Raw genomic sequence first — 16,436 nt, 5'->3', positions numbered from 1 at the left:
TCACGCCCTGGGAACCTGCGGCATTCTGGGCGGGCGTGGCGTTTCCGGGGCGGCGGGAGTTGACGTCATCGGGGGTCGGGGACCAATTGTAGCGGGGCCGAAAAGAGGCCCGGTGGAACGAGGGTGATGGCAAGAATGGCGATTTTGCGGTTTCTCGCAAGGATTGGCGTGGTCGCGTCGGTCGTTTTCTGCGCTGGTGCGGCATGCGCCGCCGGTAACGCGGCGCCCCCGGTGCTGAAGGGGGGCATCACCCCCTTCACCGAGACGCCTGATCATCCCGCCGTGCCCGACCTCGCCCTGACCCGTCCCGACGGCAGCGGCATCCACCTGTCGGACCTCAAGGGCCATGTGGTGCTGCTGAACCTCTGGGCCACCTGGTGCGCCCCTTGCGTGCAGGAACTGCCCTCCCTGGATAAGCTCCAGGGCGCCTTGGGCGACAAGACCTTCGAGGTCGTGGCCCTGTCGCTGGACCGGGGCGGCGCCCGGGTGGTGACCCCGTTCCTTCAGGCCCACGACATAACCCACCTGGCGACCTGGCTGGACCCCAAAAGCACGGCCATGTCCATCCTGAAGCCGCGCGGCCTGCCCACCACCTTGCTGATCGATGCCCAGGGGCGGGAGATCGGCCGCCTGGAAGGCGATGCCGACTGGGCCTCGCCCGACGCGCAGGCGCTGATAAAATATTATAAGAAATAAAAGAATCCCGGCGCCGAAACGTCTCGGCGCCGGGCTCTTTTCGGATGGCTTCCCTCAGCGCGTCGGCCGTGGGGTATCACCGGAATAGTCGTAGAAGCCACGGCCGACCTTGCGGCCCAGCCAGCCGGCCTCGACATACTTCACCAGCAGGGGGCAGGGCCGGTATTTGCTGTCGGCCAGACCCTCGTACAGCACCTGCATGACCGACAGGCAGGTATCCAGGCCGATGAAGTCCGCCAGTTCCAGCGGCCCCATGGGGTGGTTGGCGCCCAGCTTCATGGCGGTGTCGATGGCCTCGACCGAGCCCACGCCCTCATACAGGGTGTAGACCGCCTCGTTGATCATGGGCTGCAACACGCGGTTGACGATGAAGGCGGGGAAGTCCTCCGACACGGCGGGGGTCTTGCCCAGCTTGAAGGTCAGTTCGCGGATGGCCTGGTAGGTTTCCTCATCCGTGGCGATGCCGCGGATGATCTCCACCAACTGCATCACCGGCACCGGGTTCATGAAGTGCATGCCGATGAACTTGTGCGGCCGGTCGGTGCAGGCCGCCAGGCGGGTGATGGAGATGGAGGAGGTGTTGGTGGCCACCAGGGCGTCGGCCTTGAGGTGCGGCACCAGCTCCTTGAAGATGCCGCGCTTGATGTCCTCGTTCTCGGTCGCGGCCTCGATCACCAGGTCGCAGTCGCTGAGCGTGGCCATGTCCGTGCTGGTGGAGATGCGGGCCAGTGCCTCATCTTTCTCCTGCTCGGAAATCTTGCCCTTGGCAACCCAGCGCTCCAGGGCCTTCTCAGCCGTCTGCATCGCCCGCGAGAGCGACTCCGGGCTGGTGTCCATCAGCCGGACCGTGTGGCCGGACAGGGATGTCACATGGGCGATGCCCGTGCCCATCTGTCCGGAACCGATGATGCCGATCGTACGTATCATGGTGTTCTGTCCTTGCAAGGCCACCCTGGCGGGGTCTCCGGCTGGGCCGGAAGACCCCTCATGTTAGTAGAATAGGGTGCTGAACGGGCTTTGTTAGCCCGCCTTGCCCAGTTCGGCGGTCAGTTCCGGCACGGCCTTGAACAGGTCGGCGACCAGGCCGTAGTCGGCGATCTGGAAGATCGGCGCCTCTTCGTCCTTGTTGATGGCGACGATGACCTTGCTGTCCTTCATGCCGGCCCAGTGCTGGATGGCGCCCGAGATGCCCACGGCGATGTACAGCTCCGGCGCGACGATCTTGCCCGTCTGCCGACCTGGTAGTCGTTGGGCACGAAGCCGGCGTCCACCGCGGCACGAGAGGCGCCCACGGCCGCCCCCAGCTTGTCGGCCAGCGCCTCCAGCAGCGGGAAGTTGTCGCCCGACTGCATGCCCCGGCCGCCCGAGACGATCACCCGGGCCGAGGTCAGCTCCGGTCGTTCGGACTTGGAAACCTCCTGGCTCACGAACTTGGACAGGCCGGAATCGGTGGCGCCGGACGCGGCCTCGACCGAGGCGCTGCCGCCCGTGGCCGCCACCGCCTCGAACGCCGTGCCGCGCACCGTCGCCACCTTCACCGGATCGGACGACTGCACGGTGGCGATGGCGTTGCCGGCGTAGATGGGCCGGGTGAAGGTGTCGGCGCTCTCCACGCCGGTGATGTCGCTGATCTGCGCCACGTCCAGCAGGGCCGCCACGCGCGGCGCCACATTCTTGCCGAAGGTGGTGCTGGGCGCCAGCACATGGCTGTAGCCGCCGGCCTGCACCAGGCTGACCACCAGCGGGGCCACGTTCTCCGCCAGGCCGTGCGCCAGCTCGGCGGCGTCCGCCGTCAGCACCTTGGCCACGCCAGCGACCTGGGCGGTCGCGTCGGCGACAGCACCCACACCTTGGCCGATGACCACGACATGCACGTCGCCACCCAGCTTGGCGGCCGCACCCAGGGTGGTCAGCGTCGGGACCTTCACGCCTTCCGCGGAAGGCTCAGCGATAACAAGAGTCGTCATGGTCAGATCACCCGCGCTTCGGTCTTCAGCTTGGCCACCAGCTCCTGGACGGAGCCCACCTTCACACCCCCGGCCCGCTTGGCCGGCTCCGCCACCTTCAGCGTCTTCAGGCGCGGCGCCAGGTCCACCCCCAGGCTGGCCGGGTCCACCGTTTCCAAGGGCTTCTTCTTCGCCTTCATGATGTTGGGCAGCGAGGCGTAGCGCGGCTCGTTCAGGCGCAGGTCGGTGGTCACCACCGCCGGCAGCTTGAGCTCCACCGTTTCCAGACCGCCGTCGATCTCACGCGTCACGGCAACGGTCCCCTCCGCCGGCACCACCTTGCTGGCGAAGGTGCCCTGGGCCCAGCCCAGCAGCGCCGCCAGCATCTGGCCAGTCTGGTTGGCGTCGTCGTCGATCGCCTGCTTGCCCAGGATCACCAGGCCGGGCTGTTCCTTCTCCGCCAGCGCCTTCAGCGCCTTGGCGACACCCAGCGGCTGCGTCTCCGCATCACTCTGCACCAGGATGGCGCGATCGGCACCCATCGCCAGGGCCGTGCGCAGCGTCTCTTGCGCCTGGGTGGGGCCCACGCTGACCACCACGATCTCGGTGGCCTTGCCCGCCTCTTTCAGGCGCACAGCCTCCTCAACCGCGATCTCGTCGAACGGGTTCATCGACATCTTGACGTTGGCCGTCTCCACACCCGTGCCGTCCGCCTTCACGCGAACCTTCACGTTGTAGTCAACGACCCGCTTGACCGCGACCAGTATCTTCATGTCTCAAGCCATCCTTTGGCACTTCTTGAGAAGGGCGCCCGCCCGGTGTGACGCTCCACCCTCGATCTGGCGGGTTCTGGTTATTTTCTCCCCGTCCGGTGGATCGAGCCATTCGGACGTGGTCGGCAAAAATAGGATTGTCCCACAAGGCTGTCAACGTCGCCCTGTTGCACTGCAATATGGATCAGGCCCCGAAACGTGCAGGGACATGGCCTTATGTTTCCGGGGCTTAGCGGTTGGCCCCCGGAACCCACAACACATCGCCAGCCCCCCGATCATTGACGTGGCGTGCCAGCACAAACAGGAAATCTGAAAGCCGGTTCAGGTACTTGAAGGCCGCCGGGGTCACCGGCTCCCGCTCCGCCAACGCCGCCACCAGCCGTTCGGCCCGCCGGGTGACGGTGCGGGCCTGATGCAGGAAGGCGGCGGCGGGGGTGCCGCCGGGCAGGATGAAGGAGGTCAGCGGCGCCAGATCGGCGTTCAGCGCGTCGATCTCCCGCTCCAGCCGGGTCACCTGGGCATCGATGATGCGCAGTGGCGGATATTTGGGGCTTTCCTGTTCCGGGGTGCACAGGTCGGCGCCCAGGTCGAACAGGTCGTTCTGGATACGGGACAGGTAGGTATCGGCCGGGGTGCCGGCGGTATGCAGCCGTGCCAGCCCGAGGACGGCGTTGGCCTCGTCCACCGTGCCGTAGGCCTCCACCCGCAGGTCGTTCTTGGCCACGCGCCGGCCATCGCCCAGCGAGGTCTGGCCCTTGTCGCCGCCCCGGGTGTAGATGCGGGTCAGCGTGACCATGGCGCCCCACCCCGGGCCATCAGGCCGGCCGTCATGCGTGGTGCCCCAGCGCCAGTGCCGTGAGAAGGAACAGCACCACCGCCAGGATTTGCAGGCGGATGCGCCACCACATCAGGCGGTTGCCGATCTGGCCGGCCCTGTCGCCGCCCCGGGCCATGGTCAACAGGCCCAGGATCAGGACGCCCAGCACGGCCAGCACGGTGGCGCCCAGGCAGAAGAAGAGGAAGGTGCCCATGGGGCACGATTATAGCGTGCGGCGGTCCGCTTGCCCATCCGGCTTGCGAACCGCTCGTGTCGCCTTCCGTCGTGACGTTCTCACGCGCTTTCGCGCATGCGGGTGGTGAAGGTCTGGGCTTTTTCGCGCAGGCTCTGCGCCTGCAGGCCCAGGCTGGCGGAGGACTGGTTGAGACGATCCGCGGCGGCGCCGGTTTGCCGCGCGGCGTCGGCGACGTGGCTGATGCTTTCCGAGACACCAACGGTGCCGCTGGCGGCCTCCGCGATGCTGCGCGCGATTTCCCGGGTGGCGATGCTTTGCTCCTCCACCGCGCTGGCGATGGATGTGGCGATCTCATCCATGCCGGAAATGACGCCGCCGATCTGGCTGATGGCGGAAACCGCCTCCTCCCGACCCTGGCGGATGGCCGTGACCTGGGCGGATATCTCGTCCGTCGCCTTGGCCGTTTGCGTGGCCAGCGCCTTCACCTCGCCCGCCACCACGGCGAATCCCTTCCCGGCTTCTCCGGCGCGCGCCGCCTCGATGGTGGCGTTCAGGGCCAGCAGGTTGGTCTGCCCGGCGATGGTGTTGATCAGGCCCAGCACGTCGCCGATACGGCCCGCCGCCGCCACCAGGCTGCGCACGGCGCTATCGGTGCGCTTCGTCGTTTCCAGCGCCTGGGCGGAAATCCTGCTGGACTGCGCCACCTGGGAACTGATCTCGGTGATGGAGGCGGACAGTTGCTCGGTGGCGCTGGCGACGGAATTCACGTTGTTGGCCGTGGTGCCGGCGGCGCCATCGGCGCGGTTGCTGTCCGACAAGGCCTGATCCGCGGCGCGGGTCAGCAGTCCGGCGTCGTCGCGCAGTCCGCCAACGGCGGTGCCGATGCCGTCGATGATGCCGGCCAGCGTGTCGTTGAACCCCTCGGCCAGACCGTCCAGCATCCGGCGGCGATCCTTGCGGCCTTCCTCCAGATAGACGGAAATGGCCAAGTCCATGTCCAGCATCACCGCCCGTAGGAGCGCCTGCTGCAGGAAGGCCACGTTGACGCGCGGCCGCAGCCAGCTGAAGGGACCGCGACGGTCCATGCGCGTGACCAGGGCCAGCAACTCACCGGTGATGAAGGCATAGCCGCCGATGTACCAGCGGGGTTCCAGCCCCAGGCGGTTGTGCGCGCGGCCAACCCGGGTCACGCTGTCCAGGTAGGTGGCGTCGAAGGTGCCGGTGACGATGGCCCCCCAGTGGCGCATCTGCATTTCCTTGACATGGGGCAGATGGTGCGCGCCGCCGAACAGCTGGAAGACTTCCGGATGGCTCTGCAGCTTCTGATAAAAGCGGTCGAGGATTCCCGGCAACTCCCGCTCCACAACGGGACGCAGGCTGCGCAAAGCGTCGCGCGTGGCGGTGTCTATGTTGAGGAAGACCAGGCGTTGCTGGAACTGGCGCATCACATCGCCATCGAGATCACTCATCTTTCCCTCCGTCAAAGGCGCACGAAGGCGCGCGAAACGTCGGCCCACTGTGGCCAGGGATGGTGAACGATCCGTAAAAGAATTAGAGCTTTCAGGGAAAGCTAACCCTTTGGTTGCGCGGCTTGATCCAGATCAATTCCACTCCGGGCGCGCCCGGCGTTGCAACCGCGCCCAGGGCAGGCTAAACCCAGGCATGGCCTATCTTCGACACATCCGGGCGTGCAACACCCACGACGCGGCGGCCTTCTGGCCCTTCGCGGTCAACGGCCGGCCGGTGGGGTATGTCCGCCCCGCCTTCGCCGCCCGGGTGGCCAGCCTCAGCGACGCCTTCCTCCTGACCGGCGGCGCCAACCCCCTGCTGGATCTGCTGCCGACGGAACCCAAGGTCCGCACCCAGGCCGCGGCCGAGGTGGTGGCGGCCCTGGCGGATGAGGGGCTGGTACCGCCCCTGCGCGGGGAAGACTTCCCGGTGCTGGCGCAATGGGGCCAGCCGGAACTGTTGCGACTCGACCGAGCGGCCGTGCCGGGCTTCGGCGTGCGCGGCTTCGGCCTGCATGTGAACGGCTACGTCCCCAGCCCCGAAAAGACGGGGGCGGGTGGCATCGGCATGTGGGTCGGCCGCCGCGCCCGTGACCGGGGCGTGGCACCGGGCAAGCTGGACAATATGGTGGCGGGCGGCCAGCCGGCCGGCCTGTCGCTGACCGAAAACCTGGTGAAGGAGGCGCGGGAGGAGGCGGGGCTGGACCCCAGCCTGGCGCGCAGCGCCGTGCCGGTGGGCGCCATCACCTATGTCTTCGACACGGTGGCGGGCCTGCGCCGCGACACCCTGTTCTGCTACGACCTGCCTCTCAGCCGCGACGTCATTCCGCGCAACACTGATGGTGAGGTCGAAGCCTTCGAATTGTGGCCGCTGGCCCAGGTGGCGGAGAGCGTGCGCACCACCGATGACTGGAAGTTCAACGTCAACCTTGTGGTCATCGACTTCCTGATCCGCCATGGCCACCTGAGCCCGGACCATGAGCCGGACTACATGGACCTGGTGACGGGTTTGCAGGCGGGTTAGCTCCGCCTGTTCCCCAAGCGGCCGGATGGCCGCGCCCGGCGCTTGAGGCTCAGAACAAGGCGTCGATCGCGTCCTGGTCCAGGGTCGCTTGCTCGGTCGCGCCGTGGACGATGGCGCTGCCCCGGTCCACCAGCTTCTGCAGGCGCTGCCAATAGTCCGACGCCAGGAAGCTCAACACCTCCGGCGTACCCAGTTCCGCCTCCAGCGCCACCACCGCCTCGGCGATGGTGGCCTCCAGTTCCTCCACCACCCGGTCGAAGGGCTGGCGGTATTCGGGCGGCACATGGTCGTAGGCGTCGATGGCCAGGGAGGCGAAGCCCAGGCCGCTGCCCTCGAAGTGCTGCTTGTAGGTCTTGGGCTGCCAGGCGCGGATCTCGTCCAGCATCTCCGGCATGTCGCCCAGCATGGACAACAACATGATCACTTCGTTGAAGTGATTGAAGTAGTCCGTGGACAGCAGGGTGTTGCTGTCTATCGTCGTGTCTTTGACGAGGTCGCGGTACTGGGCAAGGGTATCGGCATCAGGCATGTCGCGTTATTACCATGGAGCCTTCGATCTGGGTGGCGAAAAATTCGCTAAAAAACGAAGCGGGTGCGCATGGGCTAAATGAGCGCGCCACGGCCTTGGTCAAGTCGGTATTCGTTGAGGCGGCGGCATGCCCAGGCGCTGGCAGACCTCCGCCGGCGTGGCGCCGCCCTCACGCAGCGCCGCCAGGCTGGCCGCCCCGTCGCGCTTGGCCAGCCGCTCGCCCCGCTCGTTCATCAGCAGGCGATGGTGGTGCCACAGGGGCACATCCAGGCCCAGCAGGGCTTGCAGCAGGCGGTGGACGTGCGTGGCCTCCATCAAGTCCCGTCCCCGCGTCACCAGCGTGACACCTTGCATATGGTCGTCCACCGTCACGGCCAGGTGATAACTGGTGGCGACGTCGCGGCGGGCCAACACCACGTCCCCCAGGATGCCGGGCTGGGCCGCCACCGTACCCACCTCTCGGTCGGTCCAGGTCAGCGGGCCGGCTTGGTGGCCACCGGTCGCGACATCAAGACGCAGGGCGTGCGGCGTGCCGGCGGCCAGCAGCGCCGCCCGGCGGCCGGGATCCATGTGGCGGCAGGTGCCGGGATACAGCGGCCCCTCCGGCCCATGGGGGGCGGCGCCGGCCCGCGCGATCTCCTCCTGGATGTCCTTGCGCGAACAGAAGCAGGGGTACAGCACGCCCCGCTCCGCCAGCCGGTCCAGGGCCGCGCGGTAATCACCCATGTGCTCCGATTGGCGCCGCACCGGTTCCGGCCAACTGAGCCCCAGCCAGGCGAGGTCGCGGGTGAAGGCGGCCTCGAACTCTGGTCGGCAGCGGTTCGGGTCTATGTCCTCGAACCGCAGCAGGAAGGTGCCGCCGACCTCCCGGGCGGCGTGCCAGCCGAACAGGGCGGAATAGGCGTGGCCCAGGTGGGGTTGGCCGGTGGGGCTGGGGGCGAAACGGGTGATGGGGCGGTCCATGCCCCCTGATACCATCGGGGGCGGCCCTTGCCCATACCCCGAGCCGGGCGCCCGGGGACGCCATGCCCCCCTATGAAAAGGGGTAGTCGCCCCACCTTCCCCCATATCTTGTGGGTAGTGGTATGACGTTATCGTGAAATCGCGGACACCCCACCATGGCGAGGATTGCCGAAGGGGGGCGGAATCGGTTAATAAGACCATGATTTCTGGCCGGGGGTTCGGCCCCCGACCGTCCTCGGGAACGGTGCGGGGGTGGTATTGTCTCCACCACTAGACAGTTGTCCGGCCTTGGTGCTGAACGCCGATTTTCGGCCGCTCAGTTACTTCCCTTTGTCCCTGTGGTCCTGGCAAGACACCATCAAGGCGGTCTTCCTGGACAGGGTGAACATCATTTCCGTCTACGACCGTGTCGTCCGGTCGCCCACTGCGGAAATCCGAATACCCAGCGTCATCAGTTTGAAGGAATACATACCGGCGACGCGAAGGCCGGCCTTCACACGGTTCAATGTCTTCCTGCGCGATCACTTCTGTTGTCAGTATTGCGGTGAGCCTTTCCCCACGCAGGAACTGACCTTCGACCACGTCATCCCACGCTCCCGCGGCGGACGCACCACCTGGGACAACGTCGTCACCTCCTGCTCCGCCTGCAATCTGGCCAAGGGCGACAAGCTGCCGCACAAGTGCGGCATGATCCCCCTGAGCCCCCCCTTCCAGCCCACGGTCTTCCAGCTCCAGGAAAATGGGCGCGCCTTCCCGCCCAACTTCCTGCACGAAAGCTGGCGCGACTTCCTCTACTGGGATACCGAGCTGGATCCTTTTTAGGCTCCTCAGGCGCCGGCGGGGCGTTCGCCCCTTGGCTATCCTCGCGTTTCAGTCCGCTACGCTCCCCAAAACGCTCCGGCGGCCCCAGTCGGGGCCTCGTCGTCGCCACGCTCATCCATTGAGCTGTTTGGGGCGGGGCAGGGGGATGGTGGCGGCCTCAGACCCGCTCGGCCACCCAGATCACGGCGCGGGTGCCGGCCTTGATCAGGGTGTAGAGGACGGGATAGCCGGTGGTCAGTTCGGCGTCGTGGGCGATGCCGATGTCGCGGTGCTCCAGCTCTTCCGCGCGGAACTTCTCGATGGTGGCCTTCAGGTCCGCCTCGCCAGGGCCCAGGCGCTCCGCCTGTTCGGCGTAGTGGGCGTCGATCGCCTCCTCCACCGCCACGGTGCAGGCCATAGCGGCGCGCTCGCCCATCAGCGCCGTGGCGGCGCCCAGGGCGTAACCCGCCACCTTCCATAGCGGCTGCAGGGCCGTGGGCCGCACGCGGCGGTCGACCATCAGCGTGTTGAAGGTGTCCAGATGGACCCGCTCCTGCTCCTCCATATGGCGGATGGTGGCGCCCACCGGGGACTTGCCCAGCACCGAGAGCTGGCCGGCATAGATGCGCGCCGCGCCGTATTCGCCGGCCTGGTCCACGCGGATCATACGGGCGATCTGCGCCTCGGTGCCCAGGTCGCCTGGCAGCGGGCGCCTGGAAAGGCGTTCGGCTTGTTGCGGCTGCGGGGCGGTCATCGGTGGCCTCCTCAGGCGTTGTGGCCGGCGCGGGCGGCGGTCCACGCCACCAGGCCCAGGGCCAGCGAAACGGGGAAGTTGAAGGCGGCCATGGTGATGCCGTGGAAGGACCATTGCGCCTCGTCGCAGCGCACCAGCGGGGCGGCCATCAACTGTTCGCGCAGTTGGTCCAGGGTCAGGGTCTTCGACAGGCTGCTGCTGCAGGTGGTGAAGCCCTGCCACCAGTGCTGCTCCACCCCGGCGTGGAAGGCGGCGATGGCGGCACCGGCCAGGAGGGCCAAGCCGCCCAGCACCAGCGAGGGCGTGCGCAGGCGCGGGTTGGCCAAGCCGGGCAACAGGGCCACGATGGCGGCGACATAGGCCCATCGCTGCCACATGCAGAACTCGCACGGGTGCAGCCCGCCGACATATTGCGACAGCAGCGCCGTGGCCAGCGCCCCTGCCGATGCCAGGACCAACGCCGCCTGGGGCAGGCGCGGGTGGGCCAGGGGGGAGGGCTTGGCGGCTGGGCTGGATGCGTAGGCGGTCATGGGCGTGGACGGTCCCCGGAACGTGGTGGGATCAGTGCAGGTGAACGTACTTCACCAGGATGAAGCCGCTGATGATCAGGATCAGCGCCAGCGTGGTGACCATCGTCAGCCGCTTCTCCACGAATGTGCGGATGGGCTCACCGAATTTCCAGAGCAGGGCGGCGACCAGGAAGAAGCGCAAGGCGCGGGAGATGACCGAGGCGCCGGCGAAGGTCGCCAGGTCGAACTGGAAGGCGCCGCTGGCGATGGTGACCAGCTTGTAGGGGATGGGTGTCATCCCCTTCAGGATGATGATCCAGGCGCCCTTCTCGTCGAAGCCGGTCTTGAATTCCATGTACTTGTCCATCAGCCCGTACGCCTCGATGATGCGGTGGCCGATGGTGTCCCAGAAATAATAGCCGATGGCGTAGCCCAGGAAGCCGCCCAGGACCGAGGCCACGGTGCAGACCGTGGCCAGGAAGAAGGCGCGCCGCCGATCCGCCAGGATCAGGGGAATCAGCAGCAGGTCGGGCGGAATGGGGAAGACCGAGCTTTCGATGAAGGAGATGCCCGCCAACGCCCAGACGGCGTGGCGGTGGCCGGCAAGGCGGATGGTCCAGTCATAAAGGCGTTGCAGCAACGGTCATCTCCGACAGCGGGGCCCCCCAAAGACCGGGCGGCCGGGCACCCCCCGTCTATCAGGAGTGCGGCGACCCCGCAACCGCGCCCGGCGGGGACCGTCATGACAAAGACGTGGCCTGACAGGGCGATGCGGCGCTTGACCCCCGGCTTTCTATCGCTATGATCCGCCGCACGCTGAAAGCGCCCGGTGCCTCCGTGGCGAAATGGTAGACGCGGCAGACTCAAAATCTGTTGGCCGCAAGGTCGTGTTGGTTCGAGTCCGACCGGGGGCACCACTTCCTTCATCTGATATTGCTGACTGTCCTAAAGATGGCCCGGTTCGCGGGCCATTCTTGTATACGCCTGTCCGCACGGTGTCCGTCTTCACGCCCTCTTAAGCATAAGGCGGCGAGGATGCCGGGACAGTGTTCAGGATAGTGATCGAGATGAAGCGGGTTGAGCGGTATCTGGGGTTCGCGTTCGCCAACGCCGACCTGCTGATGGAGGTCGACGGTGACGGCGTGCTGCGCTTCGCGGCCGGTGCCGCCCTGGCATTGACCGGGTTCAGCGACGCCGAGCTGACGGGCCGGGCGCTGGGCGACCTGCTGGTGCCGGCGGACCGCGCCCTGGTGCGCCGCCTGCTGGACGCGCTGGGTGACAACGGCCGCGGCGTGCCGCGCCCGGTGCGCCTGCGGCACCGCGATGGGCGGGTGGTGGTCTGCGTGCTGGCGGCCTATCGCATGCTGGGCTCCCCCATCCTCAACGTCACCTTCTGCCAGGTGGCGGCCAGCCAGGCGGGCCTGCCGGTCCCCGCCGACATCGATCCCGCCACCGACCTGCTGACCCCCGCCGCCTTCGCCCGTGCCGCGGGCGACAGCGTCGTCCCCGGCCAGCCAGAGCCGCCCGCCCGTTCCGCCATGACCCTGCTGGAGATGAACAACCTGCCGGCTATCCGCACCCACCTGACGGCGAGGGCGGACAGCCAGCTGATGACGGAGATGGGCGCCGTCTTTCGCCAATACGGCGGTGCCGGCACGGGCGCTGTGGCGGGCCGCCTGGCGGACAACCGCTTCGGCGTCATGGCGCCCACCAGCCTGGCCGACCAGATCACCCGCGACATCGCCCAGATCGCCGCGGACCTGGGCCTGGACCAGCCCATCGCGGTGGACGCCCGCACGCTGGACAGCGACAGCTTCGGTCTCAGCCGCGCCGACCGCTCCCGCCTGCTGCTGCACGCCTTGCGCCGCTTCGCCGAAGCCGGCGTCGGCGCGGTGGACATGCTGGTCGGCCAGCCGGAGGCCGGCCAATCGGGGGCGGGCCAATTGGGGGCGGGCCAGTCCGCCGCCGCCGGCTTCGTCAAGGACGCGGTGGGCTGCCTGGCCCGCCTGCGCGACGACCTGGGCGGCAACCGCCTGTCCCTCATCTACGAGCCCATCGTCGATCTGAAGACGGGTCGCATGCACCATCTGGAGGTGCTGAGCCGCTTCAATGGCGACCGCCCCGGTTCCGTCATCACCCTGGCGGAGGAGCTGGGGGTTATCAACGACGTCGACATGCTGGTCTGCAGCCTGGCGATGAAGGAGCTGGAGACGGCACCGGCAGACATCATCCTGGCCGTCAACCTCTCCGCCGTGTCCGTCGGGTCGGACCTGTTCATGCAGTCGCTGATGACCCAGGTGCGCGCCCAGCCGGGACTGGCCGGCCGCCTGATGTTCGAGGTGACGGAGACCGGGCAGATGGGCGACCTGGAACGGGCGCGCAACGTGCTGGGCGCCTTGCGCCGCCAGGGCCATCCCATCTGCCTGGACGACTTCGGCGTGGGCATGGCCTCCTTCACCTATATCCGGTCCCTGGATTTCGACCACGTGAAGCTGGACGGCAGCTTCATCGCCCGCATGTGCGTGAGCAAGCGGGAGGAAGCCATCGTCTCCGGCATGCTGGCGCTGTGCCGGGGTCTGGGCGTCACCGCCATCGCCGAGCATGTGGAAAACCCTGAACAGCTGCTGCGCCTGCGTGGCCTGGGCTGCGCCATGGGGCAGGGCTGGCTGTTCTCCAAGGGCATGGGCCGGCCGCAACGGCGCGACGTGGACCTGCGGCACCTGTCCCGGCCCTCGGGCTGGCAGCCCACGGTGATCGACGCCGGCCGCTGAGGCGGGCCTTGCCGGTTTGCTGGACGATCCGGTTTGTGCGCCAATAATTGGCCTGAATACTTGACGTGCGTCAAATGTGGTGAACACCACGATAGATCAGTTGCGCGGCCGGGCCGGCGGGATTTTCATGGAAGGACCAAGGTGGAGGTGTTCCATGACCCAGAACAGCACCTATTCCCTCATCCTGAGGGAACACATCGCGGACCTCGACCCCCTTATCGAACGGTGGGCCAGCGGGCATTTCCTGCTGGCGGACGCCGCGCAGGCGGAGGCGGGGGAATTTTTGGACCGCCTGAAGGACATCCGGGCCGATTTGGCCGGCCGCTTGGCCCGGCCCGACCTGGAGGATCGCCTGTCCCCCGGTGTCGCCGACAGCATGATGGCAAGGTGAGCGCCAGCCCCCGCCCCCCGCCCGGGACAGCCGTCCCGGCGAGGGGCGGGGGAACCGCCTATCGCGCCGGATCGGCCGTCAGGCCCAGGTAGCGGTCGGCCCGGTGGTTCATGGCCACGATCATGTTGGCGATGACGGCGCCCACCACGGACAGCGCCAGACGCTGCGGTGTCAGCACGAAGCAGGCCGCCGTCAGGATCAGGCCGTCCAGGCCCAGCTGGACATAGCCGGCGCGGATGCCGAACCGCTCCTGCAGGTACAGGGCCAGGATGTTGATGCCGCCCAGCCCGATGCGGTGGCGGAACAGGACCAGCAGCCCCATGCCGATCAGTCCGCCGCCGGCCAGCGCCGCGTAAACCGGGTTCAGCGTGGCGAAGTCCACCCAGCCCGGGGTCAGGCGCGTTTCCAGCGACACCAGGCAGACGGCGACGAAGGTGCGCGCGGTGAAGCGCCAGCCCATGCGCCGCCAGGCCAGCACGTAGAACGGCAGGTTCAGCGTGAAGAACAGCAGCCAGAAGCCCGTGCCCGTGACGTACTGCAGCAGCAGGGCCAGGCCGGCGATGCTGCCCACCAGCAACGTGGCCTTGGCATACAGCGTCGTGCCCAGCGAAACGAACAGCGTGCCCACGCACAGCGCCGCCAGATCCTCATAGGTTTGATGCTGCTGCTGATTTTTCCGCCGCATGGTTCGTCACCAATAAAATCCACATTTATTTTATGTTATATTGGTGGGCGCGGCGGCACCTCATCACTTATCGCGCGGCAGGGCCGATCCGGATGGGGGCCCCCCCCCATGGGCCAGGCGGCCAGGCGGCCAGGCGGCCAGGTGGGCTGGGTGGTCCGGCGCGGGTAGGCCGGCGGGTGTAGACGACCGCACCTAGTCGGATCGCATAGGGGTGGAGGCCGCGTACGGGCTTTCGGCGTAGGGGCTTGAACCATTGCCCCGTTGCCGGTCTTCCCCGTTTTTGAAAGCCTTGAGGGACAGCAACGCAGGAGGAAAAAGCCATGAACCAGAGCAGCGCATACGCCCGCATCCTGCAGGAACGCATCGCCGACATCGATCCCCTGATCGAGCGGTGGAGCAGCGACAGCCTGGTCCTCGCCGACAGCGCCGGTGACGAGGCCGAGGAGTATCTGGAGCGCCTGAAGGTCATCCGCGCCGAGATGGCGGGCCGCCTGGGCCGGCCGGATCTGCAGGCGCGTGAGCCCGGCGTCGCCACCGGCAGCATGCTGTGACAACGGCCGGGGTGCTTTCCGCCCGGTGAGAGATGATGAGACGGCCCGGGTGTCCACGCCTGGGCCGCTTGTCTTTCAGGGCACGGCTTCCGCCCTTGGTCAGGGCACGGCTTCCGCCGCCGGCACCGCCGGCCGGCGCGCGGCGGTCAGGCGGCAGTAGGCGCCGCCCACCGCCATCAGGGCCACGAACACGCCGAACAGCAGCGTGTTGTAGTAGACCATGGCCGCCAGGCAGAGGCAGGCCAGGCCCAGCGCCACCGCCGGCACCAGGGGGAATCCTGGGGCACGGAAGGGCCGCGCCAGTTCCGGCGCCGTGCGGCGCAGGCGGAACAGGCTGGCCATGCTGACGATGTACATGACAATGGCGCCGAACACCGACAGGGTGACGATGTTGGCGGTCAGCGGCTGGCCGCCGAAGGCCAGCACCTCGTCGGAGAAGATGGCGGCGATGCCGACGGCGGCGCCGGCCAGAATGGCCCAGTGCGGCGTGCGCCGCGTGGGGTGCAGGCGGCTCAAGGCGCCCGGCAGGAAGCCCGCCCGGGCCAGCGCGAAGATCTGGCGGGAATAGCCCATGATGATGCCATGGAAACTGGCGATCAGGCCGAACAGGCCGATCCACACCAGCATGTGCAGCCAGCCGCTGTCCGCCCCCACCACCGCCTTCATGGCCTGGGGCAGGGGGTCGTTGATGTTGGCCAGGTCCCGCCAGTCCCCCACCCCGCCGGCCAGCACCATGGTGCCGAAGGCCAGCGCCACCAGGGTCAGGATGCCGGCGATGTAGGCGCGCGGGATGGTCCGCGCCGGGTCCTTCGCCTCCTCCGCCGCCATGGCCGCCCCCTCGATGGCGAGGAAGAACCAGATGGCGAAGGGGATGGCGGCGAAGATGCCGCCCAGCGCCGCGCCAGACAGCGGCCCGGCGTCGCCCGCCCAGCCATGGGCGGTGAAGTTGGCCCAGGCGAAGCCCGGCGACACCACCCCCATGAACACCAGCAGCTCGGCGATGGCCAGCAATGTCACGCACAGCTCGAACGTGGCGGCGATGGTGACGCCGGCGATGTTCAGCAGGGCGAAGACGCCATAGGCGCCCACCGCCGCCAGCTTCGGCGGCAAACCGGGGAACTGGACGTTGAGATAGGCGCCGATGGCCAGGGCTATGGCCGGCGGGGCGAACACGAACTCGATCAGCGTGGCGTAGCCGGCGATGAAGCCGCCCAGGGGGCCGAAGGCGCGAAAACTGTAGGCGAAGGGGCCGCCGGCGTGGGGGATGGCGGTGGTCAGCTCCGTGAAGCTGAAGATGAAGGTGGTGTACAGCACCGCCACCAGGATGGTGGTGGCCAGGAAGCCCAGGGTGCCGGCCTGGGCCCAGCCATAGCTCCACCCGAAATACTCGCCGGAGATCACCAGGCCCACGGCGATGCCCCACAGATGCCACCCGCCCAGGCTCTTGCTCAGCCCCGTCGTCATACGCGCCCCCTACTTGCCTGTTGGGCCAGTATGCCCAGGACTGGCCGGGGGCGGAGGG

General features: G+C 67.8%; 18 protein-coding genes, 1 tRNA gene and 1 pseudogene. 7 read left to right on the top strand and 13 right to left on the bottom strand.

The annotated features are described in order from the left end of the window. The first annotated feature begins 168 nt into the window (after nucleotides 1-168). Nucleotides 169-696, top strand: coding sequence for a TlpA disulfide reductase family protein (locus I55_RS15955; RefSeq protein WP_252181172.1), 528 nt, complete (start codon nucleotides 169-171; stop codon nucleotides 694-696). A gap of 54 nt (nucleotides 697-750) precedes the next feature. On the opposite strand, the gene I55_RS15950 is transcribed toward I55_RS15955, so the two are convergent. The 6 genes and pseudogenes from I55_RS15950 to I55_RS15925 all read right to left on the bottom strand — a co-directional run bounded on the left by I55_RS15950 (nucleotide 751) and on the right by I55_RS15925 (nucleotide 5,897). Beyond that, nucleotides 751-1,623 (bottom strand): 3-hydroxybutyryl-CoA dehydrogenase, encoded by an 873-nt coding sequence (locus I55_RS15950; protein ID WP_044561574.1) that lies wholly within the window; start codon nucleotides 1,621-1,623, stop codon nucleotides 751-753. A 93-nt stretch (nucleotides 1,624-1,716) separates the two neighbouring features. Then, nucleotides 1,717-2,663: pseudogene (locus tag I55_RS15945) on the bottom strand (electron transfer flavoprotein subunit alpha/FixB family protein). Between the two features lie 2 nt (nucleotides 2,664-2,665). Beyond that, nucleotides 2,666-3,415 carry an electron transfer flavoprotein subunit beta/FixA family protein gene (locus I55_RS15940; protein ID WP_044561571.1) on the bottom strand — a complete coding sequence of 250 codons (750 nt, stop codon included), beginning with the start codon at nucleotides 3,413-3,415 and terminating at the stop codon, nucleotides 2,666-2,668. Between the two features lie 229 nt (nucleotides 3,416-3,644). Further along, nucleotides 3,645-4,211: a cob(I)yrinic acid a,c-diamide adenosyltransferase gene (locus I55_RS15935; RefSeq protein WP_044561570.1), complete on the bottom strand. Its 567-nt coding sequence runs from the start codon at nucleotides 4,209-4,211 to the stop codon at nucleotides 3,645-3,647. 31 nt (nucleotides 4,212-4,242) lie between these two features. Beyond that, the gene (locus tag I55_RS15930; RefSeq protein WP_044561569.1) at nucleotides 4,243-4,446 is read right to left on the bottom strand and encodes an HIG1 domain-containing protein; all 204 of its coding nucleotides are present in this window, start codon (nucleotides 4,444-4,446) and stop codon (nucleotides 4,243-4,245) included. 80 nt (nucleotides 4,447-4,526) lie between these two features. After that, the gene (locus I55_RS15925; RefSeq protein WP_044561568.1) at nucleotides 4,527-5,897 is read right to left on the bottom strand and encodes a globin-coupled sensor protein; all 1,371 of its coding nucleotides are present in this window, start codon (nucleotides 5,895-5,897) and stop codon (nucleotides 4,527-4,529) included. A gap of 193 nt (nucleotides 5,898-6,090) precedes the next feature. On the opposite strand from I55_RS15925, the gene I55_RS15920 reads away from it, so the two are divergent. After that, entirely contained in the window at nucleotides 6,091-6,960 is an 870-nt protein-coding gene (locus I55_RS15920) for a DUF4743 domain-containing protein (protein WP_044561567.1), read from the top strand. A 49-nt stretch (nucleotides 6,961-7,009) separates the two neighbouring features. Here I55_RS15920 and I55_RS15915 read toward each other — a convergent pair whose 3' ends face one another. Together I55_RS15915 and gluQRS are read right to left on the bottom strand one after the other, a co-directional pair. Next, a complete protein-coding gene (locus tag I55_RS15915; RefSeq protein ID WP_044561566.1) occupies nucleotides 7,010-7,489 on the bottom strand; it encodes a hypothetical protein in 480 nt (159 codons plus the stop codon). 99 nt (nucleotides 7,490-7,588) lie between these two features. Further along, nucleotides 7,589-8,452 carry a tRNA glutamyl-Q(34) synthetase GluQRS gene (gene gluQRS / locus I55_RS15910; RefSeq protein ID WP_044561565.1) on the bottom strand — a complete coding sequence of 288 codons (864 nt, stop codon included), beginning with the start codon at nucleotides 8,450-8,452 and terminating at the stop codon, nucleotides 7,589-7,591. 258 nt (nucleotides 8,453-8,710) lie between these two features. Between gluQRS and I55_RS15905 the strand changes: the two genes are divergently transcribed. Next, nucleotides 8,711-9,274: an HNH endonuclease gene (locus I55_RS15905; RefSeq protein ID WP_044561564.1), complete on the top strand. Its 564-nt coding sequence runs from the start codon at nucleotides 8,711-8,713 to the stop codon at nucleotides 9,272-9,274. 157 nt (nucleotides 9,275-9,431) lie between these two features. Here the strand turns inward: I55_RS15905 and I55_RS15900 are convergent, their stop codons facing one another. Genes I55_RS15900 through I55_RS15890 form a run of 3 tightly spaced genes read right to left on the bottom strand, consistent with a single transcriptional unit; the run spans nucleotide 9,432 to nucleotide 11,156 of the window. Continuing rightward, nucleotides 9,432-10,007, bottom strand: coding sequence for a demethoxyubiquinone hydroxylase family protein (locus tag I55_RS15900; protein ID WP_044561563.1), 576 nt, complete (start codon nucleotides 10,005-10,007; stop codon nucleotides 9,432-9,434). An 11-nt stretch (nucleotides 10,008-10,018) separates the two neighbouring features. Continuing rightward, complete coding sequence (locus I55_RS15895; protein ID WP_083901153.1) at nucleotides 10,019-10,537, bottom strand: disulfide bond formation protein B; 519 nt, start codon at nucleotides 10,535-10,537, stop codon at nucleotides 10,019-10,021. A 31-nt stretch (nucleotides 10,538-10,568) separates the two neighbouring features. Continuing rightward, nucleotides 10,569-11,156 (bottom strand): YqaA family protein, encoded by a 588-nt coding sequence (locus I55_RS15890; RefSeq protein ID WP_044561562.1) that lies wholly within the window; start codon nucleotides 11,154-11,156, stop codon nucleotides 10,569-10,571. Nucleotides 11,157-11,347: 191 nt separating this feature from the next. Here I55_RS15890 and I55_RS15885 point away from each other — a divergent pair. The 3 genes from I55_RS15885 to I55_RS15875 all read left to right on the top strand — a co-directional run bounded on the left by I55_RS15885 (nucleotide 11,348) and on the right by I55_RS15875 (nucleotide 13,678). Then, nucleotides 11,348-11,433, top strand: a tRNA-Leu gene (locus I55_RS15885). A gap of 150 nt (nucleotides 11,434-11,583) precedes the next feature. Further along, nucleotides 11,584-13,287 carry an EAL domain-containing protein gene (locus I55_RS15880; protein ID WP_044561561.1) on the top strand — a complete coding sequence of 568 codons (1,704 nt, stop codon included), beginning with the start codon at nucleotides 11,584-11,586 and terminating at the stop codon, nucleotides 13,285-13,287. A 154-nt stretch (nucleotides 13,288-13,441) separates the two neighbouring features. After that, a complete protein-coding gene (locus I55_RS15875; protein WP_044561560.1) occupies nucleotides 13,442-13,678 on the top strand; it encodes a hypothetical protein in 237 nt (78 codons plus the stop codon). Between the two features lie 58 nt (nucleotides 13,679-13,736). On the opposite strand, the gene I55_RS15870 is transcribed toward I55_RS15875, so the two are convergent. After that, complete coding sequence (locus I55_RS15870) at nucleotides 13,737-14,363, bottom strand: YitT family protein (RefSeq protein WP_044561559.1); 627 nt, start codon at nucleotides 14,361-14,363, stop codon at nucleotides 13,737-13,739. Nucleotides 14,364-14,683: 320 nt separating this feature from the next. Between I55_RS15870 and I55_RS15865 the strand changes: the two genes are divergently transcribed. Continuing rightward, nucleotides 14,684-14,914, top strand: coding sequence for a hypothetical protein (locus I55_RS15865; protein ID WP_044561558.1), 231 nt, complete (start codon nucleotides 14,684-14,686; stop codon nucleotides 14,912-14,914). Between the two features lie 99 nt (nucleotides 14,915-15,013). On the opposite strand, the gene eat is transcribed toward I55_RS15865, so the two are convergent. Further along, the gene (gene eat, locus I55_RS15860; protein WP_044561557.1) at nucleotides 15,014-16,378 is read right to left on the bottom strand and encodes an ethanolamine permease; all 1,365 of its coding nucleotides are present in this window, start codon (nucleotides 16,376-16,378) and stop codon (nucleotides 15,014-15,016) included. Between the last annotated feature and the right edge of the window lie 58 nt (nucleotides 16,379-16,436).

The organism is Azospirillum sp. B4, from assembly GCF_000333275.1.
In the GTDB taxonomy this organism is placed as follows: domain Bacteria; phylum Pseudomonadota; class Alphaproteobacteria; order Azospirillales; family Azospirillaceae; genus Nitrospirillum.
This window is presented reverse-complemented; position numbering and strand designations above follow the sequence as displayed.

What these genes read in the sequence shown, in the direction of transcription:
- I55_RS15950 (WP_044561574.1), bottom strand. Translation starts at nt 1,623, where the DNA reads ATGATACGTACGATCGGCATCATCGGTTCCGGACAGATGGGCACGGGC.
- I55_RS15940 (WP_044561571.1), bottom strand. Translation starts at nt 3,415, where the DNA reads ATGAAGATACTGGTCGCGGTCAAGCGGGTCGTTGACTACAACGTGAAG.
- I55_RS15935 (WP_044561570.1), bottom strand. Translation starts at nt 4,211, where the DNA reads ATGGTCACGCTGACCCGCATCTACACCCGGGGCGGCGACAAGGGCCAG.
- I55_RS15930 (WP_044561569.1), bottom strand. Translation starts at nt 4,446, where the DNA reads ATGGGCACCTTCCTCTTCTTCTGCCTGGGCGCCACCGTGCTGGCCGTG.
- I55_RS15925 (WP_044561568.1), bottom strand. Translation starts at nt 5,897, where the DNA reads ATGAGTGATCTCGATGGCGATGTGATGCGCCAGTTCCAGCAACGCCTG.
- I55_RS15920 (WP_044561567.1), top strand. Translation starts at nt 6,091, where the DNA reads ATGGCCTATCTTCGACACATCCGGGCGTGCAACACCCACGACGCGGCG.
- I55_RS15915 (WP_044561566.1), bottom strand. Translation starts at nt 7,489, where the DNA reads ATGCCTGATGCCGATACCCTTGCCCAGTACCGCGACCTCGTCAAAGAC.
- gluQRS (WP_044561565.1), bottom strand. Translation starts at nt 8,452, where the DNA reads ATGGACCGCCCCATCACCCGTTTCGCCCCCAGCCCCACCGGCCAACCC.
- I55_RS15900 (WP_044561563.1), bottom strand. Translation starts at nt 10,007, where the DNA reads ATGACCGCCCCGCAGCCGCAACAAGCCGAACGCCTTTCCAGGCGCCCG.
- I55_RS15895 (WP_083901153.1), bottom strand. Translation starts at nt 10,537, where the DNA reads ATGACCGCCTACGCATCCAGCCCAGCCGCCAAGCCCTCCCCCCTGGCC.
- I55_RS15880 (WP_044561561.1), top strand. Translation starts at nt 11,584, where the DNA reads ATGAAGCGGGTTGAGCGGTATCTGGGGTTCGCGTTCGCCAACGCCGAC.
- I55_RS15875 (WP_044561560.1), top strand. Translation starts at nt 13,442, where the DNA reads ATGACCCAGAACAGCACCTATTCCCTCATCCTGAGGGAACACATCGCG.
- I55_RS15870 (WP_044561559.1), bottom strand. Translation starts at nt 14,363, where the DNA reads ATGCGGCGGAAAAATCAGCAGCAGCATCAAACCTATGAGGATCTGGCG.
- I55_RS15865 (WP_044561558.1), top strand. Translation starts at nt 14,684, where the DNA reads ATGAACCAGAGCAGCGCATACGCCCGCATCCTGCAGGAACGCATCGCC.
- eat (WP_044561557.1), bottom strand. Translation starts at nt 16,378, where the DNA reads ATGACGACGGGGCTGAGCAAGAGCCTGGGCGGGTGGCATCTGTGGGGC.